Genomic DNA, 26,603 nt, shown 5'->3' on the forward strand with positions numbered 1-26,603 from the left:
TCAGCGCGCGGACGGTTCCTGAGGGGCGGCGTTCGCCCTTCGCTCGCGCCAGCGGTCCATGAGGGTGGTCATCTCTTCCTGGAGGAAGGCGAAGAAGTCGGCGGTCTCGGCGGTGCGGGCGCCGGCCGCCGTGTCGGGGCCGAGGGTGCCGGAGCCGTCGCGGAGGACCTTCTCCCAGCGGAGGAGGACCTGGTCGCGGCGGGTGAAGGTCTCGTACCAGATCTCGTTGTGGAGCACGTAGCGCTCGCGCCGGGTGCCCGGTTCGCGTTCGCGGGCGACCATGCCGACCTGGGTGAGGTAGCGGATCGCGCCGGAGACGGCGGCCGGGCTGATCCGGAGCTGCTCGGCGAGCTCCGCCGAGGTGAGCGAGGCGGTCTCGGAGGCGAGCAGGGCGGCGAAGACCCGGGAGGCCATCCGCTGCATGCCGGCCTCGGTCATCTCCGCGGCGAAGCGCTCCACGAAGCGGGAGACGGCGTCCTCCCGGGCGGGGGTGCCCTCGGGTGTGGTCATGGGCCCACTTTATACGGTTCCTTTTTACGGTTCCTTAACTTCACAAGTTTGTGAAATGAGCGTACGTTCCGAAGCATGACGAACGGCATGACGAACGCCCTCAGCGTCGCCGGACTCCACAAGTCCTTCGGCCGCACCCACGCCCTCGACGGACTCGACCTCACCGTCGCCACCGGCGAGGTCCACGGCTTCCTCGGCCCGAACGGAGCCGGGAAGTCCACCGCCATCCGCGTCCTCCTCGGCCTGCTGCGCGCCGACTCCGGCACCGTCCGGCTGCTCGGCGGCGACCCCTGGGCCGACGCCGTCGCCCTCCACCGGCGCCTCGCGTACGTCCCCGGCGACGTCACCCTCTGGCGGAACCTCTCCGGCGGCGAGGTCATCGACCTGTACGGGCGGCTGCGCGGCACTGCCCTCGACCCGGCCCGCCGCGCCGAGCTGATCGAGCGCTTCGAACTCGACCCCACCAAGAAGGGCCGCACCTACTCCAAGGGCAACCGGCAGAAGGTCGCGCTCGTCGCCGCCTTCGCCTCCGACGCCGAACTCCTCGTCCTCGACGAGCCCACCAGCGGCCTCGACCCGCTGATGGAGGAGGTCTTCCAGGACTGCGTCCGCCAGGCCCGCGACCGGGGCCGTACCGTCCTGCTCTCCAGCCACATCCTCAGCGAGGTCGAGACCCTCTGCGACCGGGTCAGCATCGTCCGCAAGGGCCGCACGGTGGAGTCCGGTTCGCTCGCGCAGCTGCGCCACCTCACCCGTACGAGCGTCACCGCCGACCTCGCCGCCGCACCCGAGGGACTCGACCGCCTCGCCGGCGTCCACGACCTGCACGTCGAGGGCCGCAGGGTCCGCCTCCAGGTCGACACCGACAAGCTCGACCCCGTCCTCGCCGCCCTCCTCTCCGCCGGCGTCCGCTCCCTCACCAGCACCCCGCCCACCCTGGAGGAGCTCTTCCTCCGCCACTACGCGGACACCGAGGTGGCCTCATGACCGCGCTCGCCGGCACCGGCACCCTCACCCGGCTCGCGCTCCGCCGCGACCGGCTGACCCTCCCCCTCTGGGCCCTGGTCACCGGCGGCCTCGTCGCCTCCGGCCCCGGCTCCCTGGAAGGGCTGTACGGCACGGCCGCGGCGCGCGCCGAACTGGCGGCCTCCATGACCGCCAACGGCTCCCTGCGCTCCCTCTACGGGCCGGTCTTCTCCGACTCCCTCGGCGGGCTCGTCGCCTGGCGCTTCGGCACCTTCGCCGCCGTCCTCGCGGCCGTCGCGAGCCTGATCGTCGTCGTCCGACACACCCGCGAGGAGGAGGAGACGGGGCGTCAGGAACTGCTCTCCGCCGGGGCCGTGGGCCGCCGCGCGCCGCTCACCTCCGCACTCCTCGCCGCACTCGCCCTCAACGCCGCCTCCGCCCTCCTGATCGTCGCCGGACTCGCCGGACAGGGCCTCGCCGGGGCGCTCGCGCTCGGCCTCGCCGTCGGCGGCACCGGCATGGTCTTCGCGACCGTCGCCGCGCTCGCCGCGCAGCTCACCGAGAGCGCCCGGCTCGCCAAGGGCATCGCCGGCGGCGTCCTCGGCCTCGCGTTCGTGCTGCGCGCGGCGGGCGACTCCGGGGACGCGTCCGGGGGCTCCGTCCTCACCTGGCTCTCGCCCGTCGGCTGGGCCGAGAACGTCCGCGCGTACGGCGGCGAGCGGTGGTGGGTGCTGCTGCTGATCGCCGCCGCGGTGCTCGTCCAGACCGTCCTCGCGTACGCCCTCGCCGCGCGGCGCGACGTCGGCGGGTCCTTCCTCGCCACCCGGCCAGGACCGGCCGCCGGCCGGCTCTCCGGCGCCGGAGCACTCGCGCTGCGGCTCCAGCGCGGCGCGCTCGTCGGCTGGGGGGTCGGCTTCCTCCTCGGCGGGCTCGTCTTCGGCGGCATGGTCGAGGGGGCGTCGGACCTGGTCGGCGACAACGAGAAGGCCCGCGAGATCTTCGAGCGGATGGGCGGGCAGACCGCCCTGACGGACGCCTTCCTCGCCACGATGGTCTCCCTCTTCGGGATGCTCGCCTCGCTGTACGCGGTCGGCGCGGTGCTGCGGGCGCACACCGAGGAGACCTCGGGCCGCGCCGAACCCCTCCTCGCCGCCTCCCTCGGACGGCTGCGCTGGGCCGCCGGGCACCTCCTCCCCGCGTACGCCGGCTCCGCGCTGATCCTCGCGCTGAGCGGGCTCGGTCTCGGCCTGTCGTACGGCCACGACCTCGGCCCGATCCTGGGCGCCTCGCTCGCCCAGCTCCCGGCGGTCTGGACCCTCGCGGGCGTGGCGGTACTGCTCTGGGGCGCCGCCCCGAGGCTCGCGGGCGCGGGATGGGGAGCCGCCGGCCTCTGCCTGGCCCTCGGCTGGATCGGCCCGGCGCTGAACCTCCCCCGGGCGGTCCTGAACGTCTCCCCCTTCGCCCACCTGCCCAAGCTGCCGGGCTCCGAGACGGCCTGGCCCCCGTTCCTCGCCCTCACGGCCCTGGCGGCGGCCCTCACCGCGGCCGGACTGGCGGCGCTGCGCCGCCGCGACCTCCAGGTCTGACCTCCGGGCCGCTCAGACCTCCACGAGGAACGATTCGAAGCCCCGGATGACGTAGCCCGGCGTGCGCACCGGTTCCGCGGCGAGCCGCAGACCGGGCGCCTGCCGGAGCAACTCGCTGAAGACCGCGGTGAGTTCGAGGCGGGCCAGAGGGGCGCCCAGGCAGTAGTGGATACCGGCGCCGAAGGTGACGTGGGGGTTGTCCGCGCGGGTGAGGTCGAGGGTGTCGGCGGTGGGGCCGAAGCGGTTGGGGTCCCGGTTGGCGGAGCCGAAGAGGAGCGCGACCTCCGAGCCGCGCGGGATCACCGTCCCGCCGAGCTCGATGTCGTCGAGGACCCAGCGCTCGAACATCTGGAGCGGTGTGTCGTAGCGGAGAAGTTCATCCACAGCTGTGGACAACTTTTCGGGCTCCGGGGACACGTCGCCCCACCGCCCGTGCCGCAGCAGCGTCCACACCCCGCCCACCGTCGTGTTGACGGTCGCCTCGTGCCCCGCGTTCAGCAGCAGCACGCAGGTGGAGATCATCTCCTGCTCCGTCAGCTCCTCGACCCCGATCAGCGCCGAGATCAGGTCGTCGCCGGGCTCGGACCGCCGCCGCGCGATCAGCTCCCGCAGGTAGGCGGAGAACTCGATCGAGGCGCGGACCGCCCGCCGGGCCGTCTCCTCCGACGGCCTCAGCTCGAACATCCCGCAGATCGCCGCCGACCAGGGCCGCAGCATGGCCCGCTCCTCGTCCTCCTCCGGGACGCCCAGCATCGCGGCGATCACCGCGACCGGCAGAGGTTCGGCGACCGCCGCCTGGAGGTCGCCGCCGCCCGCCGCGACCAGCTCGCCCACCAGACCGGCGGCCAGCTCCCGTACCGTCGGCGCCAGCCGCTCCACCGTCCTCGGGGTGAACGCCTTCGACACCAGCCGCCGGATGCGGGTGTGGTCGGCGCCCTCCAGGTCGAGCAGCCCGTGGTCGTTGAGGGTGTGGAAGGGCTCGTGCAGTGGGTCGGGGGCCGCGCGGCCGAACTCCTCGTGGGTGAAGCGGTGGGTGTACGTGCGCCCCAGGCGCCGGTCCCGCAGCAGCGCCGACACGTCCTCGTGGTGCGGGATCAGCCACTGCCTGGTCGGCCCGTACCAGTGGGCGCGCCCGGCGGCGCGCAGCTCCGCGTACGCCGGGTACGGGTCGGCGACGAACTCAGGGGACCAGGGGTCGAACACTGCGGCGGCGTCCATGCCGTGGACGCTACCGCCCGACCTGCACCAGGCGTGCCTCGTACGCGAAGACCGCCGCCTGCGTCCGGTCGCGCAGGCCCAGTTTCACCAGGATCCGGCTGACGTGCGTCTTGATCGTCGACTCGGCGACGACGAGGTGACCGGCGATCTCCTGGTTGGACAGACCCTGCGCGATGAGGACCAGCACCTCCGTCTCGCGCTCGGTCAGCTCGCCGATCTGCGCGACGGCGGGCGCCCTCGGGACGGTCTCGGCGGACTTCGCGAACTCGGTGATCAGCCGCTTCGTCACGGTCGGCGCGAGCAGCGCCTCCCCCGCCGCGACCACCCGCACGCCCTCCGCGAGCTGCCGGGCGGAGGCGTCCTTGAGGAGGAACCCGGAGGCACCGGCGCGCAGCGCCTGGTAGACGTACTCGTCGAGGTCGAAGGTGGTGAGCACGAGCACCTTCGCGTCCGCGTCGGCGGCGACGATCTCCCGGGTGGCCTCGATGCCGTTCAGCTCGGGCATCCGGATGTCCATGAGGACGACGTCCGGCCGCAGCGCGGCGACCTGCGCGACCGCCTCCCGCCCGTTGACGGCCTCACCGACGACCTCGATGTCCGGCATGGCGCCGAGCAGCACGGAGAAGCCCTCCCGCACCATGATCTGGTCGTCGACGATCAGCACCTTGATCACTGGTCGGTTCCTTCCCGCTGGACGGGGACGAAGACGGCGACCTCGTAGCCGTGGTCGTCGGTCGGCCCGTCGGTCATCTCCCCGCCGAGCATGGTGACACGTTCCCGCATGCCGGTGATGCCGTGGCCGGCGCCGGGGGAAGGCTTCACGAGGCCGCGGGCCGGGCCGTTGGCGATCCTCAGCCCGAGGCCGCCGAGGACGTGGCTGACCTCCACCTTCGCGGCGGCGCCCGGCGCGTGCCGGAGGACATTGGACAGGGCCTCCTGGACGATCCGGTACGCGGACAGCTCCACGCCCTGCGGCAGCTCGCGCACCGCGCCGGTGACCGTCATGGTCACGTCGAGCCCGGCCTCCCGGACGTTGGCGACGAGGCCGTCCAGGTCGGCGAGGGTCGGCTGCGGGGCGTCGGGGGCCTCGTAGTCCTCGGCGCGGACGACACCGAGGATGCGGCGCAGTTCGGTGAGGGCGGCGACGGCGTTCTCCCGGATGGTGAGGAACGCCTGCTCCAGCTCCGGCGGCGGGTTCTCCACCCGGTAGGGCGCGGCCTCCGCCTGGATGGCGACCACCGACATGTGGTGCGCGACGACGTCGTGCAGCTCCCGCGCGATGGTCGTCCGCTCCTCCAGGAGCGTCCGCTTGGACCGCTCGACGGCGGTGACGGTCTGCTGGGCGGTGACCTCGCGGGCCGCCTGCCGGCGGGTCTGGACGAGGGTGACGACGAGCAGGGCGAGGGCCGTGACGAAGAGCAGCGGGAGGGTGTCGGAGCTGCGGCCGCGACCGAGGAACATCTCGGCGAACAGCGCGTATCCGGCGGTCACCATCCACATGCAGGCGGCGGCGCGCGGTCCGGTGCGGGCGGCGGCCACGACGACGACCACGGCGTGCGCCGCGAAGCCGTTCGCGGGCCAGGGCCAGCCGCCGGCGAAGCCGGAGAGGGCCCCCAGGAAGGGAGTGGAGGCGAGGGACGCCCAGAAGGCGGTGACGGGCCGGATCAGGGTGAGGAGGACGATCACCGGCGGCACGACGGTGTAGAGGAAGGCCACCGGCCCGGTGGCGTACGCCATCCGCTCGTAGCCGAGGAAGAAGACGATCCCCGCGAGCACGCAGACGACGGCGTGCGGCAGCAGGCCGGCGTACCGCCGTATCCGGCGCGGCAGGAACCGGGTCGGGCCGCTCTCCACGTCCATGGGCGGCAGCGGGCGGTAGTCGAGCGCGTCGTCGAAGAGTTCCTTCCGCAGCCCGCCGACCAAGGACTGGGCCAGGCGGAACTCGGGGCTGCGGCTCGCCTCGGTGGGCTGTGTCTGGTTCACGCCGACCACGGTACGGAACCGCCCCGGAGGTCCGCGTCCGGCTGGATACGGATCCGGGGGCGTCCCCCTTGAGTACTACGGAGGTCCTAGAAGGCGAGCTGGGCGATCTCCTCCGCGACCACCGCGCACGCGTCGGCCGCCGGGTCGATCAGCGGGAAGTGCCCGATGTCCTCCAGGAGCGTGAGGCCGACCGTCTCGCCCGCCTTCGCCGCCGCGTCCACGAACGCGTCCGCCACCTCCACCGGGACGGTGAGGTCCTCGCGGCCCTGGACGAGGGCCGTGGCGATGCCGGTGGGCAGCAGGCGCGCCGGGTCCGTGGCGTCGGCCCGCTCGTCGTACGCCCCCGGGCCGCCGAGCAGCTGCGTCACCGCGCCGCCGCACACGTCGAGTTCGCGGGCCCGGTCGAAGTGCCCGATCGGGGCGAGGGCGACGACACCGCGCAGGGCGGGCGGGGCGGGCAGCCGCCAGGGGGATCCCGCGGGCAGCACGTGCCGGGCGGCGGCCCACAGGGCGAGCTGGCCGCCGGCCGAGTGCCCGGTGAGGACGGTGCGATGGGGGTCGGCCTGCGGCAGGTGGACGGCGACGAGGTCCGGTACGGCGTCGAGGGCGGCGGCCACGTCGTCGAAGGTCTCCGGCCAGCGGCCCGCGACGGGGTCCGTACCGCCCTGGTGGGGCAGGCCGGGGCCCCGCCGGTACTCGACGCTGGCGACGGCGAAGCCGCGGCGGGCGAGGAAGTCCGCGAAGGGGCTGATGTGGAGCCGGTCGTACGGGGCCCGCCAGGCGCCGCCGTGCAGGACGACGACGAGCGGGGCGCGCCCGGCGCCGCCGGTCCGGGGGGCGTAGAGGTCGATGATCTGGTCGGGGTGCTCGCCGTACGCGGCGGTGGCGTCGGGCGGGACGGCCGGGTGCGAGAAGGCCGACGCCTCTTCGGCGGCGTCGCGCGCGGCGGGGTCCGGCATGGGGGTTCCAACCTCTCGGTGACGGGGCCGAATTGGCCTGACCTGCGGGGACCGTATCAGGGTCCCGACCCCCGCAGATCAGCCGATGATCCGACCTGACGCCCGGTCATCACCCGCCCGAGGGCTACCGCCCGCCGTCCGCCTCGGAGGGAATCCCGGCGAGGACGTCGGCGAGGACGCGGGCCGCGCGTTCGGTGTCCGCGTAGCCGACGTACAGGGGCGTGAAGCCGAAGCGGAGGAGGCCGGGGCGGAGGTCGCCCACGACGCCGCGCTTGATCAGCTCCGGCATGACGGCGGGCGCGTCCGCGCAGGCCAGCGCGACCTGGCTGCCGCGCTCGCCGTGCGGCTCCGGGGTGATCGGGGTGACCCGGCCCTCGGGGACGTACGCCCGGACGCACTCCAGGAAGAAGTCCGTGAGGGCGAGGGACTTGGCGCGGACGGACTCGATCGCGACCCCGTCCCACACGTCGAGCGCCGCCTCCAGGGCCAGTGTGGACAGGATGTCCGGCGTGCCGACGCGGCCCCGGACGGCGCCGTCGGCGGGCCGGTAGCCGGGGGTCATGCCGAAGGGGTCGGCGTGCGAGGTCCAGCCCGGCAGCGGCGAGTCGAAGCGGCCCTGGTGGCGCTCGGCGACGTACAGGTAGGCGGGCGAACCGGGGCCGCCGTTCAGGTACTTGTAGGTGCAGCCGACCGCCAGGTCGACGCCGTGCGCGTCGAGGCCGACGGGCAGGGCGCCGGCGCTGTGGCACAGGTCCCAGACGGCCAGCGCGCCCGCCGCGTGGAGGGCGGCGGTGGTGCCGGGCAGGTCGTGCAGCCGGCCGGTGCGGTAGTCGACGTGGTTGACCAGCGCGAGCGCCGTCCGCCCGTCCGCCGCGGCGGGGATGTCGGCCGGGTCGAGGGGCACGATCCGGTGACCCGTCATCCGGGCGGCGGACTCGGCGATGTACCCGTCCGTGGGAAAGGTCGACGCGTCCACCAGGATCTCGTCGCGTCCCTCTCCCGCGATCCGGGCCGCCGCGACGACCGCCTTGAAGACGTTCACGCTGGTCGAGTCGCCGACGACGATCTGCCCGGGGGCGGCGCCGACGAGCGGGGCGATCCGGTCGCCGATCCGCTCGGGGGCGGTCCACCAGCCCGACTCGTCCCAGGACCGGATCCGCAGCTCGCCCCACTCGCGGCCGATGACGTCGGCCATCCGGGCGGGGACGTGCGCGGGCAGCGCGCCCAGCGAGTTGCCGTCGAGGTAGACGGTCGCGTCGTCGAGCGCGAACTTCGCGCGGTGGCCGGCGAGCGGGTCGGCGGCGTCGAGGCGCTGGGCCTCCCGCGCCAGGTCGGCCGTGTCGAGGCGCATGGCCTCCTGCTCCAGGTCAGACATGGCTGCGGGCCGTCCAGAGCTCGGGGAACACGTTCTTCTGGGCGCGCTTCTCCAGCCAGGCGACGCCCGCGGAGCCGCCGGTGCCGGTCTTGGAGCCCATCGCGCGGCGGGTCGCCACCAGGTGGTCGTTGCGCCAGCGCCACACCAGCTCGGCGACGTCGCTGAGCGCCTCGCCGAGGCGGACCAGCTCGGCGTTGCCCTCGGCCTCGGGCTCCGCGTACAGCGACGCCCAGACGGCCTCGACCTGCGCCGAGGGCTCGTACCGCCGGTCGAGGTCACGGGCGAGGACGGAGGCGGGCACGGGCAGGCCGCGGCGGGCGAGGAAGCCGAGGGTCTCGTCGTACAGGCTCGGCTCGTGCAGCGCCTTCTCCAGCTCGGCGTGCACGCGGGGCGCGCCCCGGTGCGGGACGAGCATGGACGCCGACTTCTCGCCGAGCAGGAACTCCATGCGGCGGTACATCGCCGACTGGAAGCCGGAGCCCTCGCCGAGCGCGCCGCGGTAGGCGTTGAACTGGGCGGGGGTGAGCTGGGCGAGCGGGCGCCAGGAGTGGTTGAGCGCCTCCAGCTCGCGCACCGAGCGCTTCAGCGCGTCGATGGCGACGGGCAGCCGGTCCTCGCGCAGCGCGCGGCTCGCGGTCTCCCACTCGTGGACGATCACCGTGAACCACAGCTCCATGACCTGGGTAGTGACCAGGAAGACCATCTCGCCGGGGTCGTCCGAGCGGAGGTGCTGGAGGTGGGTGAGGACGTCCGCCTGGACGTAGTCCTCGTACGGCGTCGTGCCCGCGAAGTCGAGGTTCGGCGCGTCGGTGACCGCGCCGGCTCCGGAGGCATCGGGAGAACCCTGGTAGGTCGACATTTCTGTCTCCTCGATACGAACTACCGGGTAGCGGTCCGCTCCACCGTGCGCACTCGGCGGTGCGCCACGGGAGCTCCGGTCCCCTCGGGAGGCGTGCTTCGTCGCGCGCGTCCCATGCGCATCATGACACGATCGGACCGGTGATGTAGATCCCGTCTTCGCTATACGGAAAAGCGTTCGAACGACATCCGTTGAGGCCCTTGATCTGCTGCATCATCGCCGGCGCGAGCTGCCCGGGGCCCCCGCAGTCCATGTGCTGCCGGACGCCGATCTCGTGCCCGACCTCGTGGTTGATGATCAGGTGCCGGTACTCCTCCGGCGGCCCCGCGAAGGTCGGCGAGCCCAGCATCCACCGTTTGAGGTTCACCACGACGCCGTCGGCGGTCTCGCAGTTCAGCTCGCCGTGCGTGTCGAAGCCCTGCCGGGCGCAGAGCGCGTCGGCGGTGTCGGGGGTGGCGATCCGGATCACGAAGTCGGCGTTCGACGCGACGAGCTGGAAGCGGCCCCTGCCGTGCGCGGCCCAGCTGCGCGGATGGGCCAGGATCGCCTCGATCTCCTCGGCCGTCTCGCGGCCCGGCAGCCCGGCCCCGTCCTCGATCTGCACCCGGTAGCGGCGCAGCGTGCCGCTCTCGCCGGAGATCTTGCCGGAGGCGGAGACGGAGGTGAAGGTGCCCGGTCCGGACTGCGGCACGGTCGCGGGCTTCTTCGTGGTGGCGGTCGGTTTCGGCTTCCGCGTCTGCGTCGGCCTGGGCTTCGGCTTCTTGCTCGCGGTCGGCTTCGGGGTGGCCTCGCGGGCCCGCTCCGGCGGCGCCGTCGTCGACTCGGGGGCCTCGGGCGCCGCGGACGGCGGGGCGCCGGCGGCGGCGGGGGGCGGGGTGTCCTCCGACCCCCGGAAGTGGGCGAGCGCCACGCCCGCGCCGAGCGAGACGCCCGCCAGGACCAGGGTCGAGAGGACGAGCCGCCCCCGGCGCGTGACACGCGTCCCGCCGCGGCGGCGGCTCCGCCCACTATGTCGGTTCTGTCGGCGCCGGTCGGGCGCCCCCCGCTTGCCCATGACAGTTCCCCCCTGTTCAGGCCGGTCCGGGGATCGTACCGGCCGGGGGTGACGGCCGGGTCAGCCCAGCGTCTCCGCGGCGGTCTCCGAGGAGTCCCGCAGGAAGGTCGTGCAGCGCTCGTACTCGGCCTGCTCGCCGATCTCCCCGGCCGCCCGCGCCAGCGCGTGCAGGGCCCTCAGGAAGCCGCGGTTCGGCTCGTGCTCCCACGGCACCGGGCCGTGCCCCTTCCACCCGTTGCGGCGCAGCGCGTCCAGCGCCCGGTGGTAGCCGGTACGGGCGTAGGCGTACGACTCCACCACGCGGCCGCCCTCGAAGGCGTCGTCCGCGAGCTGCGCCCAGGCGAGCGACGAGGTGGGGTACTTCGCGGCGACGTCGGCGGGCGCGACGCCCTGCGCGAGCAGCTCCCGGGGGCCCGGGTCGTCGGGCAGAAGGGTGGGCGCGGGCCCTCCCAGCAAGTTCTCATGCGTAACCATCCCCCCAGTCTGCCCCACCCGCCGCTCCCTCACCCGGGACCTCCGCGGTCACGCCGGACGGCCGGCGTCACGCCGGACGGGTCACGGGGTGCCCGGGTCCAGCGGCGGGGAGGTCACCGCGCAGTGCGTGCGGCAGCCGGGGTGGCAGCCCGGCGCGCGCGGGGTGCGCATGGTGGTCCAGGCGAGGGCCGCGCCGAGCAGCAGGACCCCCGCGCACATCGGCATCGCCTTCCCGAAGGTCGCGTCGAACTCCTCCGGCGACCGGTACGCCTCAGGCCCCATCCCCGTCAGCAGCGGCAGCGCCGCCACCGCGACCAGTCCGGCCGCCCGCGCCGCCGCGTTGTTGATGCCGCTGGCGAGCCCGGCGCGGGAGACGTCGACGGAGGCGAGGACGGTCGCGGTCAGCGGCGCGACCAGGACCGTCATGCCCAGGCCCAGCACGACCATGGCCGGCAGCACGTCGCGTACGTACGCCGCGTCCGGCCCGACCCGCAGCATCAGCAGCATCCCGGCGGCGCACAGCAGCGGCCCCACGGTCAGCGGAATGCGCGGCCCGATCTTCTCCCCCAGCTCGCCGGACTTCGCGGAGAGCAGCAGCATCAGGACGGTGGTCGGCAGCAGGGCCGTACCGGCGGCGAGCGCGGAGTAGCCGGAGACGACCTGGAGCTGGAGCGCGGCGAGGAAGAAGAAGCCCCCGAAGGCCGCGTACACGCACAGCGTCACCACGTTGACGGCCGTGAAGAGGCGCGACCGGAAGATCGACGGCGGCACCATCGCCCGCTCGCCGCGCCGCCGCTCCACCATCACGAAACCGGCCCCGACCAGCACGCCCACCGCCCCGGTCCACCACACCGCGCCGATCAGCGCGTACGTGACGAGGGCGAGCCCCAGCGCGCCGAGCACCGCCCCGAGCACGTCGAAGCGGCCGTGCGCGGCCTCGTCGCGGGACTCGGGGACGTGCCGCAGCGCGACCGGCACGCAGAGCGCGGCGAGCGGCACGTTCAGGAGGAAGACCCACCGCCAGCCGGGCCCGTCGACCAGCCAGCCGCCGACGAACGGCCCGATCGCCGCCCCGACGCCGCCGAAGCCGGACCACAGCCCGACCGCCCGGGCCCGGTCGTCCGGATGGAAGCTCGCCTGGATCAGCGCGAGCGACCCCGGCGTGAGCAGCGCACCGCCGACGCCCTGGAGGGCGCGGGCGGCGATCAGCACGCCGGCGTTCGGGGCGAGCCCACAGAGGAGGGAGGCGAGCGCGAACCACACCACGCCGACGACGAAGACCCGCCGCCGGCCGTAGCGGTCGCCGAGGGAGCCGCCGAGGAGGATCAGCCCGGCGAGCGTCAGCATGTACGCGTTGACGGTCCACTGGAGCACGGCGAGGTCGGCGCCGAGGTCCTCGCCGATGTGGGGGAGGGCGACGTTGACGACGGTGGAGTCGAGCAGCGCCATCCCGGAGCCGAGCACGGTGGTGAAGAGGATCCACCGCCCGGTGCGGGAGGCCATCCGTACCTCGGGCCCAGCCACACTCATGCCTGCATGGTCCCGCGGACGCCCGCTCCCCGCCTCCCCAGCGCTCAGCGTGTACGCAGCCGGGCCGCCGCCCTGACCAGCGCGTCCACGCCCCGTTCGGCCTTCGCGCGGGGGCAGCCGACGTTGAGCCGGACGAAGCCGGGGGTGCCGTACGTGCCGCCGGGCATGATCGCGACCTTCTCCGTCCGGATCAGCTCCTCCTGGAGCCGCGACTCCTCGATCCCCAGCGGCCGCAGGTCGATCCAGGCGAGGTACCCGGCCTGCGGCGGGCTCCACTCGACCTCCGGCAGCCCCTCCCGCAGCCGCTCCGCGATCATCGCCATCGTCCCGGCGACATAGCCGCGGAGCTCGTCGAGCCAGGGCGCGCCGTGCCGGTAGGCCGCGATGTGCGCGGTGAGCGAGAGGACGGCCGGGGAGGCGAGCCCCTCGCCGGTCTCCATCCGCCGCAGGAACTCCGCGCGCTCGCCGGGGTCGCCGATGATGCCGTACGAGCCGGAGAGCGCCGGGAAGTTGAACGCCTTGGTGCCCGAGGTGATCACGGCCCAGCCGCAGCCGGGGCCGGGCTCCGCGATCCGGCTGAACGGCACGTGCCGGTGCCCGTCGGCGGTCAGGTCGGCGTGGATCTCGTCGCTGACCACGCTCACGCCGTGCCACTCGGCCAGCTCGTGGAAGTCGGTGAGCTCCTTCTCCGTCCACACCCGCCCGGTGGGGTTGTGCGGCGAGCAGAGCAGCAGCATCGTGCTGTCCGGCCGGGCCAGCTCCCGCTCCAGGGCCTCCAGGTCCCCGACCGGCACCCCGCGCAGCTCGCGGCCGAGCCCGGTGACCGCCTTGCGGAAGCCGTCGTAGGTGGGGGTGTGCGTGACGACGCCGTCGCCGGGCCGCGTCCACATCCGCAGCAACTGGGAGACCTGGCTGAGCACGGAGGGCGCGTAGACCAGCGCCTCGGTGTCCACGGCGGTGTCGTAACGGCTCGCGTACCAGTGGCGTATCGCCTCGCGGAAGCCGTCGGGGCCGCCCAGCCGCCAGTCGGTGTAGCCGAAGACGCCGTGGTCGACGCGGGCGTGGAGGGCTTCCAGGACCTCCGGCGGGGAGGCGAAGTCCATGTCGGAGATGGTGAAGGGGAGGAGTTCGGAGACACCGAAGCGGTCCGCGATCCCGTCCCACTGGACCGACCAGGTGCCGGTCCGGTCCCTCGCCTCGTCGAAGTCGTACATCGGTCGGTCCCTCCTCCAGGTACGCGAAGGGCCCGGCACCCTCAGCGGGTGCCGGGCCCCTCGGTCACGGCCTTACTTCAGCTTCTTGCCGGACGAACGCAGCGCCTCGCACGCCTCGGTGACGCGCTTGGCCATGCCCGCCTCGGCGAGCTTGCCCCAGGTGCGCGGGTCGTAGGTCGACTTGGTGCCGACCTCGCCGTCGACCTTCAGGACACCGTCGTAGTTGCGGAACATGTGGTCCACGACCGGACGGGTGAAGGCGTACTGGGTGTCGGTGTCGAGGTTCATCTTCACCACGCCGTTCTCGATGGCGGTGGCGATCTCCTCGGCGGTCGAGCCGGAGCCGCCGTGGAAGACGAAGTCGAACGGGGACGCCTGGCCGAACTTCTCGGCGACACCGGCCTGGAGGTCCTTGAGGAGCTCCGGGCGCAGGACGACGTTGCCCGGCTTGTAGACGCCGTGCACGTTGCCGAAGGAGGCGGCGAGCAGGTAGCGGCCCTTCTCGCCCAGGCCCAGGGCCTCGGCGGTGCGGATCGCGTCGTCGACGGTGGTGTACAGCTCGTCGTTGATCTCGTGGCTGACGCCGTCCTCCTCGCCACCGGTCGGGGTGATCTCGACCTCAAGGATGATCTTGGCGGCGGCGGCCTTCGCGAGCAGCTCCTGGGCGATGGCCAGGTTGTCCGCGAGGGTCTCGGCGGAGCCGTCCCACATGTGGGACTGGAAGAGCGGGTTCTCGCCCTTGGCGACGCGCTCGGCGGAGACCTCGATCAGCGGACGCACGTACGCGTCCAGCTTGTCCTTCGGGCAGTGGTCCGTGTGCAGCGCGACCGTGATGTCGTACTTCGCGGCGACGATGTGGGCGAACTCGGCCAGGGCGACGGCGCCCGTGACCATGTCCTTGCTGTACTGGCCGCCCAGGAACTCGGCGCCACCGGTCGAGATCTGGATGATGCCGTCGCTCTGGGCCTCGGCGAACCCGCGCAGCGCCGCGTGGAGGGTCTGGGAGGAGGTCACGTTGATCGCCGGGTAGGCGAACTTGCCAGCCTTCGCCCGGTCGAGCATCTCGGCGTAGACCTCGGGGGTTGCGATGGGCATTCGTCCGCTCCTTGTGATGTGCGGGTGTGGGCGTTGCTTTATCCCTGACCTAGGGCGACGTCATCGTCGGTGCCATCTTTCCAGACTCTTCTACGGGCTCCCACGAACGCTGCACGCCGAAGGGCGGGGTGTTTCACGTGAAACACCCCGCCCTTGGGGAAAAGCGCAGGTCAGGACCGTATGCGCCGGGGTCCGGGACCTAAGTCACGACTTCGCGGCGGTTACGCCGGGCCTCAGCCCAGACCGAGGTCCGAGAGCTGGTACCCGGTGAGGTACGACAGGCCCGCGCCGGAGATCGCGTCGGCCGCGCCCCGGTCCACGATCGTGGCGACGGCGACGACCTCGCCGCCGGCCTCGCGGACGGCCTCGACGGCCGTCAGCGGGGAGCCGCCGGTGGTCGAGGTGTCCTCGACCACCAGGCAGCGGCGGCCCTTCACGTCGGTGCCCTCGATCCGGCGCTGCATGCCGTGCGCCTTCTGCGCCTTGCGCACGACGAAGGCGTCGAGGCGCTGCCCGCGCGCGGCGGAGGCGTGCAGCATCGAGGTGGCGACGGGGTCGGCGCCCAGGGTGAGGCCGCCGACGCAGTCGAAGTCCAGGTCCCGGGTCAGGTCGAGCATGACCTGGCCCACGAGCGGCGCGGCCTCGCCGTCCAGCGTGATCCGGCGAAGGTCGATGTAGTAGTCGGCTTCCAGACCCGAGGAGAGGGTCACCTTGCCGTGCACCACGGCCTTGTCCTTGATCTGCTGGAGCAGTTCACCACGTACGTCAGTCATGCCCCGAGCTTAAAGCCGCCGCGCTCAGAGCCGCCGCCAGGCCCACACGCTCTCGACCTCCAGGGGGTCGATGGGGGTGACCAGGCGGGGGTGGGTGTTGAGGCCGTTCGGGGGGCCGGACTGGGGCTCGACGCAGACCGCGTCCGCGGGCTCGTCGTAGATCACGACCCACTCGGCGCGGCTGGTCACCCTGAGCTCCAGCTCCTCCGGCCAGGTGAGGGTGACGTCGACGCCGTCGGGCATGCCGAAGCAGTCGTCCCAGGGGCCGGGGAGGGGGGCGATGCGGTGGCCGGTGGGCAGGTGGTTCTCGCCGCGCTCCTCCTGCCACGCAGGCGTGAAGCCGATCCGTACGTCCTCGCCGTCCTGCCCGAGGTTCCGCAGGAACCAGGGGTGCCAGCCGGCCTGCGCCGGGAAGGAGTCGTCGTACGCCTCCACCCCGAACCGCAGCGTCAGCCGGTCGTCGGCCAGTTCGAGGACCTGGGTGACCCTGCCCTTGTACGGCCACGGGTCGTCGAGCTCGCAGGTGAGGACGGCCTCGGTGGCGGAGACCCGGGCCACCGTCCAGGCCCGGTCGCGGACGGTGCCGTGGATGGCGTGCGGGTCCGCGTTGACGGGCAGCGTGTGGGTGGTGGCCCCGTCGCGGAACCGGCCGTTCTCGGTCCGGCCGCACCAGGGCACCATCGGGAAGCTGCCGTAGCGCTCGCCCTGCTTCAGGACCTCGGTGCCGGCGATGCGCAGGCTCTCGATCCGGCCGCCGTGCTCGGGGTTGATGGTCAGCTCGGCGTCGCCCGCCGTCAGTCGCGTCAGGTTGCTCACGCCCCGACCCTAAGTCCTGGGGCCCGCTTGATTGGACCGTTTCAACGCGGACCGGCGTCAGCGCCCGCGGCGGTGCTCGCCTCAGCGCCTGCGGCGCAGGGCGCGGCCGACGATGACCGCAGAGGCGAGGGCGAGGGCGGCGGCGGGGGCGACCCAGCGGAGGGTGGCGCGGGCGCCGCCCTGCTCGGGGGCGGGCACGGGGGCGTACCGCCCGCGCGGCGGCGCGTGGTCGACCTCCTCGGCGCTGCGGCCGATCATCGTCCGGCGGGCGTGGGCGGCCTCGGCGGCGGGCTTCGCGGCGGGGAACTCCGGGGGCGCGGCCGGCTCGGGGAAGACGTCCTGCCCGAAGCCGGAGTCCTCGGCGTCCTCGGCGTTCTCGGTGTCCTTGGCGTCTCGGGCGTCGTGGGCGTCTTCGGCGGCGGGCGCCCCGTCGAAGGCCCCGGTGGCGAAGGAGGTCCGGCCCTCGGGCCCGGCCTCCTCGACGACCTCGCCACGCTCACCGGACCCACCGGCCTCACCGGACTCGGCCGTCTCCGCCGCCAGCGCCGCCGCCGCTTCCACGAAGGCGTCCAGGAGGCGGTCGCGGGCGGCGTCCCTGGCCTCCTCGGGCTCCTCGGCGAGCCGGCCGTCGGCGGTGAGGGCGCCGGTGAAGCTGAGTCCGGTGCCTTCGGCCGCCGGGGTGAGGACGACGGTCAGGGAGACCTCGACGACCCCCTTGCCGCGCGCCTCGGTGCCCTCGCCCTCGTACGTGATGGCACCGTCCCGTTCGACGATCCGCAGACCGCCCCGGTAGGTGATGGTGTGGCCGCCGACCCGGAGCCGGAGCCGCCCGACGAGGTCCTCGCCCGCCTCGGAGGCGTCGCGCTGGAGGCCGGGCACGCAGCGCGCCACCCGCGCCGGGTCGGTGAGGGTGGCCCGCAGGGCCTCGGCCGGGACCGGGACGAACACCTCATGCTCCATGGGAGCCGAGCCTACTCAGCGGGGCGCCCCGCGTCGCCCGTTCGTCCCCGGAGCCACCCCCGGGTTCCCCGCTCAGTGGCCGTACCGGGGGTGGACGAGGGTCGAGGGCGGGAGCCCGGTGAGCCGGGTCCGCTCGGCACGGCGGGCGGCGGCGGCCAGGTCGTGGCGGGCGAGGGAGCGGAGCGGGGGCGCGTCGGCGGCGAGCCCGAGGGCGGGCGGCCGGTCGCCGCGCACGGCGAGCAGGAAGCCCCAGTCGTCGGGCTCGTGCCGCCCGGCGCCCGCCCGCCCGGCGCGGTCGGGTCCGGCGGCGAAGCCGGGGGTGCGGCCCTCGGCGCTGTACGGCCGGGTGGCGTAGCCGGCGGCGCGCAGGGTGGCGTCGGCAGTCCAGTAGGTGCGGGGCCGGTCGGTGGTGGTCCCGGCGTGCACGACGAGCCGCCCGCCGTCGGCGAGGACCCCGGAGGCGAGGCCGTAGAACTCCTGGGCGTACAGCTTGGCGCTGGAGGTGATCCCGGGGTCGGGCAGATCGGAGATCACCACGTCGTACCGTTCCTGCACACGCCCGGCGGCGCCCCTCAGCCAGGTGAACGCGTCGGCGTGGACGACGCCCACGCGCGGGTCGCCGAAGGAGTGCCCGTTGAGCGCGGCGAGGGCGGGGTCGGTGCGGGCCAGCCGGACGACGCCCGGGTCGAGCTCGACGACGGTGAGAGAGCGGACGCCGGGGTAGCGCAGCACCTCGCGGGCGGCGAGGCCGTCGCCGCCGCCGACGATGAGGACGCGCGCGTGCGGCCCGTTCATCGCGGGGTGCACGAGCGCCTCGTGGTAGCGGTACTCGTCCGCGCCGGAGACCCGCAGCCGGCCGTCGAGATAGAGGTCGGGCGGGTCCTCGGGGCCGCCGGTGACCACCACCTCCTGGAGGTCGGTGTGGACGGCGACCCGCACCCGCTCCCCGTACACGGCCCGGCGGGCGGCCTCCTCGAAGTCGTCGACGAGGACGGTCGCGGTGGCGAGCACGCCGAGGACGGCGAGGTTGACGCCGACGACCAGCGCGCGGGTCCGGGCCGTGAGGTCGCGGCGGAAGAACCAGAGCACCAGGACGGCGCCCGCGACCGCGTTGACCGCGCCGGTGACCAGCGCGCCGGTGAGCTGGCCCAGCCAGGGCAGCAGCAGGAACGGAAAGGCGAGGCCGCCGACGAGCGCGCCCACGTAGTCGGCGGCGAAGAGGTCGGCGACCGTGCCCGCCGCGTCGTCGGGGTCGCCGGGCGGGGCGGGCCGCCCCGCCCGGCGCGGCCTGCCGGTGACGGCGGACCGCTCCGGCGCCCGCTGTATGAGCGACATCAGCAGCGGGATCTCCGCGCCGATGAGCACCCCGATGCCGAGCGAGAAGGCCACCAGGACCCAGCGCGACTCGCCGAGCCAGGCGAAGCACGCGTACAGCACCAGCGCCGAGGTCCCGCCGAAGAACGCGAGCGCGCCCTCGACCAGGCCGAAGCCGACGGCGGCACGGCAGCGCAGCCGCTTGGCGAGGAGCGAGCCCAGGCCCATCGCGAAGACCATGACGGACAGCACGACGGACGCCTGGGTGACCGAGTCGCCGACCAGGTACGAGGCGAGGGCGACGAGTTCGAGCTCGTAGACGAGACCGCAGGCGGCGCAGACGAAGACGACGGCGAGGACCGGCCACCGCACCGTGTCGCGCGGCCGCGGGGGCGGTCGGCGCACCCTCGTGGGTGGCAGGGTCACGGTCGGCTCGATCATGCTCGTAACGCTACGTCACGACTCACCCACCCTTTGTCACCCACACGAGTGCACCTGGGGCGGCGGGGAGGCGCATCAGAGCGTGGCGGGCATACGCGCGCCGATCCTGGTACGGGTGACCACCAGCTGCCCCTCCTGCGGATAGGCGTGCCAGGTCCGCCAGCGCACCTGTCCCTCGTGACGCTGCGCCAGCATCGCGGTGAAGGCGTGCGGCGAGCCGGGGAAGGTGCCGGCCAGGCCGTGCGGATGGTCGGCGACCAGCGCGAGCAGCTCCTGCGCCCGGCCCGCGAAGGAGCCCTGCGTGAGCGTCTCGACGCGAGCCGCGAATTCGTACTCCCATTCGCCGACGCGCTTGGAGACGCCGAGCGGCAGCGGAGTGCTGCTGCCCGGCATGCAGGCGACGGTCTCGGAGCAGCTGCGGCCGTCCTCCTCCAGAAGGACCTGGTGGGAGGCGCCCAGCAGTCTCAGCTGGAGTTTCGCGCCGGAGAGGTCGAGGTCGAGCACGGCGAGCGCGGGCAGCGGCTCGCGGCCCAGCGCCCAGGCCAGGTCGGCGGCGCGCGTGTCGGTGTAGGAGGTCTTCAGGGTGGTGAGCATGGATCGGCTCCGCAAACACGGTTTGACGGGTGGGCCGGGGGCGCCCCGGAGAGGGTTTCAACGGGAAGTGGGGGGATCGCCGGCTCGGGTCCACACACGGTCCGAGGGCTGTCTCTGACAGGAGCGAGAGAACCATGGACGCCGGACGACTCGCAGCGTTTTTACCCAACTTGCCGTGGTTTCCATCCCCTTCGGGGACCCCACAGTTCAATTGTTCAAACAGAATCGATCGCCGCGCGACCGACGGCAGCGCGCGGGACGCCCCTTCCGCCCCGCGCGCGGACCCCTGTCCCACGGGCCCCGTCAGTCACCCCCGCCACCACCGCCACAGCCGCCACCACCGCCGCAGCTCGAACCGCACGAGCTCCCGCCGCCGCTCCCGCCGTCGGACCATCCGCGGCGCCGCCTCGACCGGCCGCCGCCGCCCCCTCGGCCGCCCGACGCGACCGCCCCGAGCAGCAGCACGACCACCACCGCGATGACCAGGATCTCCATCACTGTCTCCCCCGTGTCCGGCGGCCTCCCGCCGCCTCTGCACCGGGGATTCCCGCCCCGCGCACCCCCCAAAGCGCACTTGAGCAAGTCCAGAGCTTCGGCCCAGGATGAGCCGCATGACAAGGTCACTGACCGGCGTACACCCGGGTGAGGACGGTGGAGACATGAGCGGCAGGCCGCTGCTGAACCGCAGGCTGGACGGGCTCGGGACGACGATCTTCGCGGAGATGTCGGCCCTGGCGACGGCGACGGGCGCGATCAACCTGGGCCAGGGCTTCCCAGACACGGACGGCCCCGAGGAGATCCGCGAGGCCGCCGTCCGCGCTCTGCGGGAAGGGAAGGGGAACCAGTACCCGCCCGGCCCCGGCGTCCCGGAGCTGCGTGCCGCGATCTCCGACCACCAGCAGCGCTTCTACGGGCTCTCCTTCGACCCCGACACCGAGGTCCTGGTCACCGCAGGTGCCACCGAGGCCATCGCCGCCACCCTGCTCGCGCTGCTGGAGCCCGGTGACGAGGTGATCGCCTTCGAACCCTTCTACGACTCCTACGCCGCCTGCATCGCCATGGCCGGCGCGAAGCGCGTACCGCTCACCCTGCGCGCCCCGTCCTTCCGCCCGGACCTGGACGAACTCCGGTCCAAGATCACCCCCCGGACCCGCCTCCTGCTCCTCAACACCCCGCACAACCCGACCGGGACGGTCCTCACCGCCGACGAGCTGCGCGCCATCGCCGCGCTCGCCGTCGAACACGACCTGCTCGTCGTCACCGACGAGGTGTACGAGCACCTGGCGTTCGACGGAGCCGCGCACCTCCCGATCGCCGCCTTCCCCGGCATGCGCGAGCGCACCGTCTCCATCTCGTCCGCCGGCAAGACCTTCTCCTTCACCGGATGGAAGGTCGGCTGGGTCACGGCGGCCAGCCCGCTCGTCTCCGCCGTGCGGACCGCCAAGCAGTACCTGACGTACGTCAGCGCGGGCCCCTTCCAGTACGCGATCGCCGAAGCCCTGCGCCTGCCGGACGCGTACTTCGACGACTTCCGCGCCGACATGCGACGCAAGCGCGACCTGCTCGGCGACGGCCTGCGGGCGGCCGGATTCGAGGTCTACCAGCCCCAGGGAACGTACTTCATCACCACCGACATCACCCCTCTGGGCGAGAAGGACGCCTACGCGTTCTGCCGCGCCCTCCCCGAGCGCCACGGCGTCGTCGCCATCCCCAACTCCGTCTTCTACGACGACCCCGACGCGGGCCGCAGCCAGGTCCGCTTCGCCTTCTGCAAGAAGGACGACGTCCTCCGGGAGGCCGCCGCCCGCCTCCAGCGGTAGCGCGCCTCCCTTCCCCGCCCGCGCCCCCCTGCCGACACCGCGGTCCACCTGGCGTTTCGTCCGCCCGAGCGGTCACCCGATACGCCCGCAATAGGTGGTTGGTGCACCGCGGAGACGCCACCGATATGTCCCTCCCACAAGCTCGTACCAGCACACAGGGAGGAACGTCCGGCGAGGCGACGAGGCAGGGGGGAAGCAGCACGTGAGCACGTCAGGCAGCGGTCCCGACAGCAATGTGGTGGTCCAGAAGTACGGCGGAAGTTCGCTGGCCACCGCCCAGCAGGTACGCCATGTGGCGGAACGGGTCGGCACGCTCGTCCGGGCCGGCCGGCAGGTGGTCGTCGTGGTCTCCGCCCAGGGAGACACGACCGACCGGCTGATCGCCCGCGCCGACGAGATCAACCCGCGTCCGGGGGGGCGCGAACTCGACCAGTTGCTCGCCACCGGCGAGACCTCCTCCGCCGCGCTCATGGCCATGGCCATCCAGCACACCGGGCTGCGCGCGACCGCTCTGTCCGGTGCCCGGAGCGGGATCCTCGCCACCGGCCCCCACGGCGCGGGCATCATCGTCGCGGTGGACACGGAGGAGGTACGCGCCCTCCTGGAGGCCGGACAGGCCGTGGTGATCGCCGGGTTCCAGGGGGTGACCGCCGAAGGCGACATCATCACGCTGGGCCGCGGCGGTTCGGACACCACCGCGGTGGCGGTGGCCGCCGAACTCGGCTCCCGCGCCTGTGAGATCTACAGCGACGTGCCCGGCGTGCTGACCGCCGACCCCAGGGTCGTACCCACCGCCCGGCTCCTGCCCGAGATCGACGTCGACGTCATGACCGAGATGGCGTTCGCCGGTGCGCGCGTCATGCACTCGCGCGCCGTGGAACTCGCCGCGCTCTACGACGTCGACATCCTCGTGGGCAGCTCCACCGCGACGAGTGCCGGCACCCGGATCCACACACGAGACGGAGACGAGATGCTCGAGAGCAAAGCCGCGGTGATGGCCGTGGTCCACGACACCGACGTGGCGCGCGTCACGCTGCACGCCCCGTCCGCCCCGGAGAACCCTTCCTCCGCCGTCTTCCAGTACCTCGCGCGGAACTCCATCCCGGCCGACATGACCACGGTCGCCCCCACGTCCGGCGGGGGGTTCTCCGTCGGCCTCACCGTGCACCGGTCCCACGCGGTCGGCGTCCGTGAGTCGCTGGCCGGACTCACCGCCCGGGAGCAGGGACACGTCGAGGTCGAGGAGGGTCTCGACAAGGTCTCCATCATCGGCCGGGGCCTGCTCAGCCGCCCCGCGTACGCGTCGCGGATGCTCTCCGCCCTGACCGCGGCGGGCATCTCCGCCGAGTCGCTGTCCGCGTCCCAGTCCCGGGTGTCCGTCATGGTGCCCGCCTCCGACACGCGCCGGGCCGTCGGCCTGCTGCACCACGAGTTCGGCCTCGACGCCGGGGCGGAGGCCGGACGGCGGCGCCTCGCCACCCGTCCCTGACGCGGCCGGCCCACCGCCCCCGCCCCCGTCCCCCGTCCTTTGGCCCCCTCATGAGTGATATCCGTCCCTACCGACAGGACCACTGATGATCAACACGCCGTTCGCCAGGAGCCTGCGCCTGCAGCGGCTCCACCACCACGACCCGGAGCGGCTCTTCCTCGTTCCGCTCGACCACTCCATCACCGACGGCCCCCTGCTCCCGGACGGCCGTCTCGACTCCCTGGTCGGGACCCTCGCCTCGCACCACGTCGACGGTGTGGTGCTCCACAAGGGCTCCCTGCGCCACGTCGACCCCGAGTGGTTCACCCGTACGTCCCTGATCGTGCACCTGAGCGCGAGCACGGTGCACGCGCCCGACCCGAACGCCAAGTACCTGGTGTCCAGCGTCGAGGAGAGCCTGCGGGCGGGGGCGGACGCGGTGAGCGTCCACGTCAACCTCGGCTCCGACGAGGAGCGCCGGCAGATCGCGGACATGGCGGCGGTCGCGGAAGCCTGCGACCGCTGGAACGTGCCGCTGCTCGCCATGATGTACCCGCGCGGACCCAAGATCGAGAACCCGCGCGACCCGGCCCTCGTGGCACACGCCGTCCAGGTCGCCGTCGACCTCGGCGCCGACCTCGTCAAGACGCTGTACGTCGGATCGGTCGACGAGATGTCCGCGATCACGGCGGCGTCCCCCGTCCCGGTCGTCGTGGTCGGCGGACCCCGCAACAGCGACGAGGCGCAGACGCTGGCCTACGTCCAGGAGGCGCTGCGCGGCGGCGCCGCCGGCGTCGCGATGGGACGCAACGTCTTCCAGTCGGTCGACCCCGGGGCGATGGCGGACAAGCTCTCCGACCTGATCCACCAGAGCGGCGGACACGGATCCACCGCGGCGGCCGCGCCGTCGCGCGCCGCCTGAGACCCCGGCCGCACCACGGGCCGGCACCACGAGCCCGCACCACGAGCCCGCGCCGTGCGCACCCGCCTGCGCCGTACGCACGCGCTTCCGCAGTACGCCCTACAGGAATCATCCAGAGGAGTTCTTCCATGTCTTCGAAGCTGACCTGGCTCGACGTCCGTTCCCTCGGCGAGGCGCGGGCCGCGATCCTCCAGGAGGCGCTGCACTACCGGGTCGACGCGGTCGTCACGGACGACGCCGCCGATCTCGCGGACCTGCCGCCGACGGTCACGAAGGTCCTCTTCCCCCAGGGCAAGCCGCTTCCCGACGACTTCGGCACCGCCACCGTCGTCATCGTCGACCCGGCCCGGCACGGGGTGACCCCGGCCGAACTGGCCCTGATCCACCCCGAGATCGAGTTCGGCCGCTTCGTCGAGATCGTCGACGCGCCGACCCTGGAGGACGCCTGCGAGTCCTCGCGCACGGAGAAGTGGTCCCTGCTGCTCTTCCGCGACCCCACCAAGATCCCGCTGGAGATCGTGATCGCGGCGGCGGCGAAGGCCACCGGCTCGATGATCACCATCGCCCAGGACCTGGAGGAGGCCGAGATCCTCTTCGGCGTCCTGGAGCACGGTTCGGACGGCGTGATGATGGCGCCGAAGGGCGTGGGGGACACCGCGGAGCTCAAGCGCATCGCCGAGGCGGGGGTGCCCAACCTCGAACTGACCGAGCTGCGGATCGTCGAGACCAGCCACATCGGCATGGGCGAGCGCGCCTGCGTGGACACCACCACCCACTTCGCGGAGGACGAGGGCATCCTGGTCGGCTCGCACTCCAAGGGCATGATCCTGTGCGTCAGCGAGACCCACCCGCTGCCGTACATGCCCACGCGCCCGTTCCGGGTCAACGCCGGCGCCATCCACTCGTACACGCTGGGCAACGGCGAGCGCACCAACTACCTGAGCGAGCTGAAGACGGGCAGCAAGCTCACCGCCGTGGACGTCAAGGGCAACACCCGCCTGGTGTCCGTCGGCCGGGTGAAGATCGAGACCCGGCCGCTGATCTCCATCGACGCCGAGGCCCCGAACGGCCAGCGCGTCAACCTGATCCTCCAGGACGACTGGCACGTCCGGGTCCTCGGCCCCGGCGGCACCGTGCTCAACAGCACCGAGCTGCGGCCGGGCGACACGGTCCTCGGCTACCTGCCCAGCGAGGACCGCCACGTCGGCTACCCGATCAGCGAGTTCTGCCTGGAGAAGTAGCACCGCCCGAAGAGGTGGCGCCGCCCGGGAGAGCCTCCCCCCTCTCCCGGGTCGCACCGGCCACGTCGCCCGTATCCGATACGGCGGCGTGGCCGGTTTTCCGTGTACGGGAGCCGGCGCGGGCGACGAGCGGGACCGCGGCCACCGCGACGGCGCCGAGCACACCGCCCACCGCGAAGACCGAGAACCCCTGGCGCTCCAGGCCCTGGCTGATCAGGACCCCGCCCAGCCACGGGCTGAACACCGCGCCCAGGCGGCCGACCCCGGTGACCCAGCCGAGGCCCGCCGCGCGGTCCGCGGCCGGATAGAAACGGCCGGTGACGGCGTACACCATGGTGCTCGCGCTGAAGAGCCAGACGCCGGTGAAGGCGACCACCACGTAGGTGGCGGTCAGCGGCAGGCGCGCCGACAGGAGCAGCAGACCGGCCGCGGTGAGGACGAACCAGACCGCCGCGACCGGGACCGCGCCGAAGCGGTCGGCGATCCGCCCCGCGACCAGCATGCCGACGATCCCGCCCAGGTTGACGACCATGAGCAGGCTCACCGAGGTGGACAGGCCGTAGCCCGCGGAACGCATCAGCTGCGGAAGCCAGGTGGAGATGCCGTACACCAGGAGCAGGCCGCAGAAGGACGCCGTCCACAGCAGCAGGGTCGCCCGCCGCCGACCCGGTTCGAACAGGGCGCGCACCGAGGCGAGCCTGCCCGCGACGCCCGCGGGAGAGGCGCTCCTGGCCGTCGGAGGCTCCAGTCCGAACCGTTCGGCCGTCTTCCGTGCCAGTTCGACCCGGCCGCGCGCGTACAGCACCGCGGGTGACTCGGGCAGATACCGCCACAGCAGCGGCACGGCGACCAGCGCCGGCAGCACGCCGACCGCGAAGGGCCAGCGCCAGCCGTGGTCCGGGGCGAGCCAGAGTCCGAGCCCCGTCGAGGCCATGCCGCCCGCGTGGTAGCCGGTCATCAGCACACCGGTGGCCAGCGCGACCCGGCCGGGCCGGGAGAACTCGGTCACCATCGTCAGGCAGATGGGCATCAGCCCGCCGAGGCCGAGACCGGCCAGGAAGCGGCCGGCCCCGAACTGGCCCGGGGTCGCCGCCAGCGCGCAGGCCCCGGACCCGGCGGAGAACAGCAGCACGCACCAGACCAGCACGCTCCGTCTGCCCAGCCAGTCCGTGATGTTCCCCGCGACGAGCGCGCCGAGGAGCATCCCGAACGTCGTCCAGCTGCCGATGGCGCCCGCCGCGGCGGGGTCGAGGCCGAGGTGCGGGTCGTCGAGCAGATACGGCATGACGGCGCCGTAGACCGTGGCGTCGAGGCCGTCGAAGAAGACGACGAGCCAGCACAGGGCGAGAACCGCGTACACGAAGTACCCCCTCCGAGAAGAGAAGAAAGACGTGCGAACACAGCGGTGCCGGGCAGCGGAGAGCTCCGCTG

24 protein-coding genes are annotated in these 26,603 nt (G+C 73.3%); 6 read left to right on the top strand and 18 right to left on the bottom strand.

What is annotated here, in order from left to right; all coding sequences use genetic code 11:
- Positions 1 to 510 carry a GbsR/MarR family transcriptional regulator gene (locus ACFXMG_RS22615; protein WP_383816023.1) on the bottom strand — a complete coding sequence of 170 codons (510 nt, stop codon included), beginning with the start codon at positions 508 to 510 and terminating at the stop codon, positions 1 to 3.
- Positions 511 to 597: 87 nt separating this feature from the next.
- Here ACFXMG_RS22615 and ACFXMG_RS22620 point away from each other — a divergent pair, with 87 nt between their 5' ends.
- On the top strand, positions 598 to 1,497 hold the full coding sequence (locus ACFXMG_RS22620; protein ID WP_383816097.1) for an ATP-binding cassette domain-containing protein: 900 nt from the start codon (positions 598 to 600) through the stop codon (positions 1,495 to 1,497).
- Positions 1,494 to 3,062: an ABC transporter permease gene (locus tag ACFXMG_RS22625; protein ID WP_383816020.1), complete on the top strand. Its 1,569-nt coding sequence runs from the start codon at positions 1,494 to 1,496 to the stop codon at positions 3,060 to 3,062. Before ACFXMG_RS22620 ends, ACFXMG_RS22625 begins: the two co-directional genes overlap by 4 nt.
- 12 nt (positions 3,063 to 3,074) lie before the next feature.
- Here ACFXMG_RS22625 and ACFXMG_RS22630 read toward each other — a convergent pair whose 3' ends face one another.
- The 16 genes from ACFXMG_RS22630 to ACFXMG_RS22705 all read right to left on the bottom strand — a co-directional run bounded on the left by ACFXMG_RS22630 (position 3,075) and on the right by ACFXMG_RS22705 (position 19,721).
- Positions 3,075 to 4,280, bottom strand: a complete 1,206-nt coding sequence (locus ACFXMG_RS22630; RefSeq protein WP_383816017.1) for a cytochrome P450 — start codon at positions 4,278 to 4,280, stop codon at positions 3,075 to 3,077.
- Positions 4,281 to 4,290: 10 nt separating this feature from the next.
- Positions 4,291 to 4,953: a response regulator gene (locus ACFXMG_RS22635; protein ID WP_383816015.1), complete on the bottom strand. Its 663-nt coding sequence runs from the start codon at positions 4,951 to 4,953 to the stop codon at positions 4,291 to 4,293.
- Positions 4,950 to 6,272 carry a sensor histidine kinase gene (locus ACFXMG_RS22640; protein ID WP_383816012.1) on the bottom strand — a complete coding sequence of 441 codons (1,323 nt, stop codon included), beginning with the start codon at positions 6,270 to 6,272 and terminating at the stop codon, positions 4,950 to 4,952. The genes ACFXMG_RS22635 and ACFXMG_RS22640 overlap by 4 nt, the downstream gene beginning before the upstream one ends.
- A gap of 77 nt (positions 6,273 to 6,349) precedes the next feature.
- Entirely contained in the window at positions 6,350 to 7,222 is an 873-nt protein-coding gene (locus ACFXMG_RS22645) for an alpha/beta hydrolase family protein (protein ID WP_383816009.1), read from the bottom strand.
- 124 nt (positions 7,223 to 7,346) lie between these two features.
- Entirely contained in the window at positions 7,347 to 8,597 is a 1,251-nt protein-coding gene (gene kynU / locus ACFXMG_RS22650) for a kynureninase (RefSeq protein WP_383816006.1), read from the bottom strand.
- Positions 8,590 to 9,456, bottom strand: a complete 867-nt coding sequence (locus ACFXMG_RS22655) for a tryptophan 2,3-dioxygenase family protein (RefSeq protein WP_383816003.1) — start codon at positions 9,454 to 9,456, stop codon at positions 8,590 to 8,592. Before ACFXMG_RS22655 ends, kynU begins: the two co-directional genes overlap by 8 nt.
- Positions 9,457 to 9,577: 121 nt before the next feature.
- Complete coding sequence (locus tag ACFXMG_RS22660) at positions 9,578 to 10,510, bottom strand: DUF3152 domain-containing protein (protein WP_383816000.1); 933 nt, start codon at positions 10,508 to 10,510, stop codon at positions 9,578 to 9,580.
- A 60-nt stretch (positions 10,511 to 10,570) separates the two neighbouring features.
- Positions 10,571 to 10,984: a DUF3151 domain-containing protein gene (locus ACFXMG_RS22665; protein WP_383815997.1), complete on the bottom strand. Its 414-nt coding sequence runs from the start codon at positions 10,982 to 10,984 to the stop codon at positions 10,571 to 10,573.
- An 81-nt stretch (positions 10,985 to 11,065) separates the two neighbouring features.
- A complete protein-coding gene (locus ACFXMG_RS22670) occupies positions 11,066 to 12,514 on the bottom strand; it encodes a DHA2 family efflux MFS transporter permease subunit (RefSeq protein ID WP_383815994.1) in 1,449 nt (482 codons plus the stop codon).
- 44 nt (positions 12,515 to 12,558) lie between these two features.
- On the bottom strand, positions 12,559 to 13,728 hold the full coding sequence (locus tag ACFXMG_RS22675; protein WP_383815991.1) for a MalY/PatB family protein: 1,170 nt from the start codon (positions 13,726 to 13,728) through the stop codon (positions 12,559 to 12,561).
- A gap of 72 nt (positions 13,729 to 13,800) precedes the next feature.
- A complete protein-coding gene (gene fbaA, locus ACFXMG_RS22680; RefSeq protein WP_383815988.1) occupies positions 13,801 to 14,823 on the bottom strand; it encodes a class II fructose-bisphosphate aldolase in 1,023 nt (340 codons plus the stop codon).
- 233 nt (positions 14,824 to 15,056) lie between these two features.
- On the bottom strand, positions 15,057 to 15,596 hold the full coding sequence (gene pyrE, locus ACFXMG_RS22685; RefSeq protein WP_383815985.1) for an orotate phosphoribosyltransferase: 540 nt from the start codon (positions 15,594 to 15,596) through the stop codon (positions 15,057 to 15,059).
- 24 nt (positions 15,597 to 15,620) lie between these two features.
- On the bottom strand, positions 15,621 to 16,412 hold the full coding sequence (locus tag ACFXMG_RS22690) for an aldose 1-epimerase (RefSeq protein WP_383815982.1): 792 nt from the start codon (positions 16,410 to 16,412) through the stop codon (positions 15,621 to 15,623).
- A gap of 81 nt (positions 16,413 to 16,493) precedes the next feature.
- Positions 16,494 to 17,372, bottom strand: coding sequence for an SRPBCC family protein (locus ACFXMG_RS22695; RefSeq protein WP_383815979.1), 879 nt, complete (start codon positions 17,370 to 17,372; stop codon positions 16,494 to 16,496).
- 72 nt (positions 17,373 to 17,444) lie between these two features.
- Complete coding sequence (locus ACFXMG_RS22700) at positions 17,445 to 19,127, bottom strand: polyamine aminopropyltransferase (RefSeq protein WP_383815976.1); 1,683 nt, start codon at positions 19,125 to 19,127, stop codon at positions 17,445 to 17,447.
- 75 nt (positions 19,128 to 19,202) lie between these two features.
- Positions 19,203 to 19,721: a DUF2617 family protein gene (locus ACFXMG_RS22705; protein ID WP_383815974.1), complete on the bottom strand. Its 519-nt coding sequence runs from the start codon at positions 19,719 to 19,721 to the stop codon at positions 19,203 to 19,205.
- A 659-nt stretch (positions 19,722 to 20,380) separates the two neighbouring features.
- Here ACFXMG_RS22705 and ACFXMG_RS22710 point away from each other — a divergent pair.
- From ACFXMG_RS22710 to griH, 4 genes are all read left to right on the top strand, one after another.
- On the top strand, positions 20,381 to 21,541 hold the full coding sequence (locus tag ACFXMG_RS22710) for a pyridoxal phosphate-dependent aminotransferase (RefSeq protein ID WP_383815971.1): 1,161 nt from the start codon (positions 20,381 to 20,383) through the stop codon (positions 21,539 to 21,541).
- A 202-nt stretch (positions 21,542 to 21,743) separates the two neighbouring features.
- The gene (locus tag ACFXMG_RS22715) at positions 21,744 to 23,030 is read left to right on the top strand and encodes an aspartate kinase (RefSeq protein ID WP_383815968.1); all 1,287 of its coding nucleotides are present in this window, start codon (positions 21,744 to 21,746) and stop codon (positions 23,028 to 23,030) included.
- A gap of 82 nt (positions 23,031 to 23,112) precedes the next feature.
- Complete coding sequence (gene griI / locus ACFXMG_RS22720; RefSeq protein ID WP_383816095.1) at positions 23,113 to 23,931, top strand: 2-amino-4,5-dihydroxy-6-oxo-7-(phosphonooxy)heptanoate synthase; 819 nt, start codon at positions 23,113 to 23,115, stop codon at positions 23,929 to 23,931.
- Between the two features lie 128 nt (positions 23,932 to 24,059).
- On the top strand, positions 24,060 to 25,172 hold the full coding sequence (griH, locus tag ACFXMG_RS22725; RefSeq protein WP_383815965.1) for a 3-amino-4-hydroxybenzoic acid synthase: 1,113 nt from the start codon (positions 24,060 to 24,062) through the stop codon (positions 25,170 to 25,172).
- On the opposite strand, the gene ACFXMG_RS22730 is transcribed toward griH, so the two are convergent.
- Positions 25,147 to 26,532, bottom strand: coding sequence for an MFS transporter (locus tag ACFXMG_RS22730; protein WP_383815962.1), 1,386 nt, complete (start codon positions 26,530 to 26,532; stop codon positions 25,147 to 25,149). The two genes, griH and ACFXMG_RS22730, sit on opposite strands and share 26 nt — an antisense overlap.
- Positions 26,533 to 26,603 lie beyond the last annotated feature (71 nt).

Origin of the sequence: Streptomyces sp. NPDC059201 (assembly GCF_042754585.1) — a bacterium.
Lineage (GTDB): Bacteria > Actinomycetota > Actinomycetes > Streptomycetales > Streptomycetaceae > Streptomyces.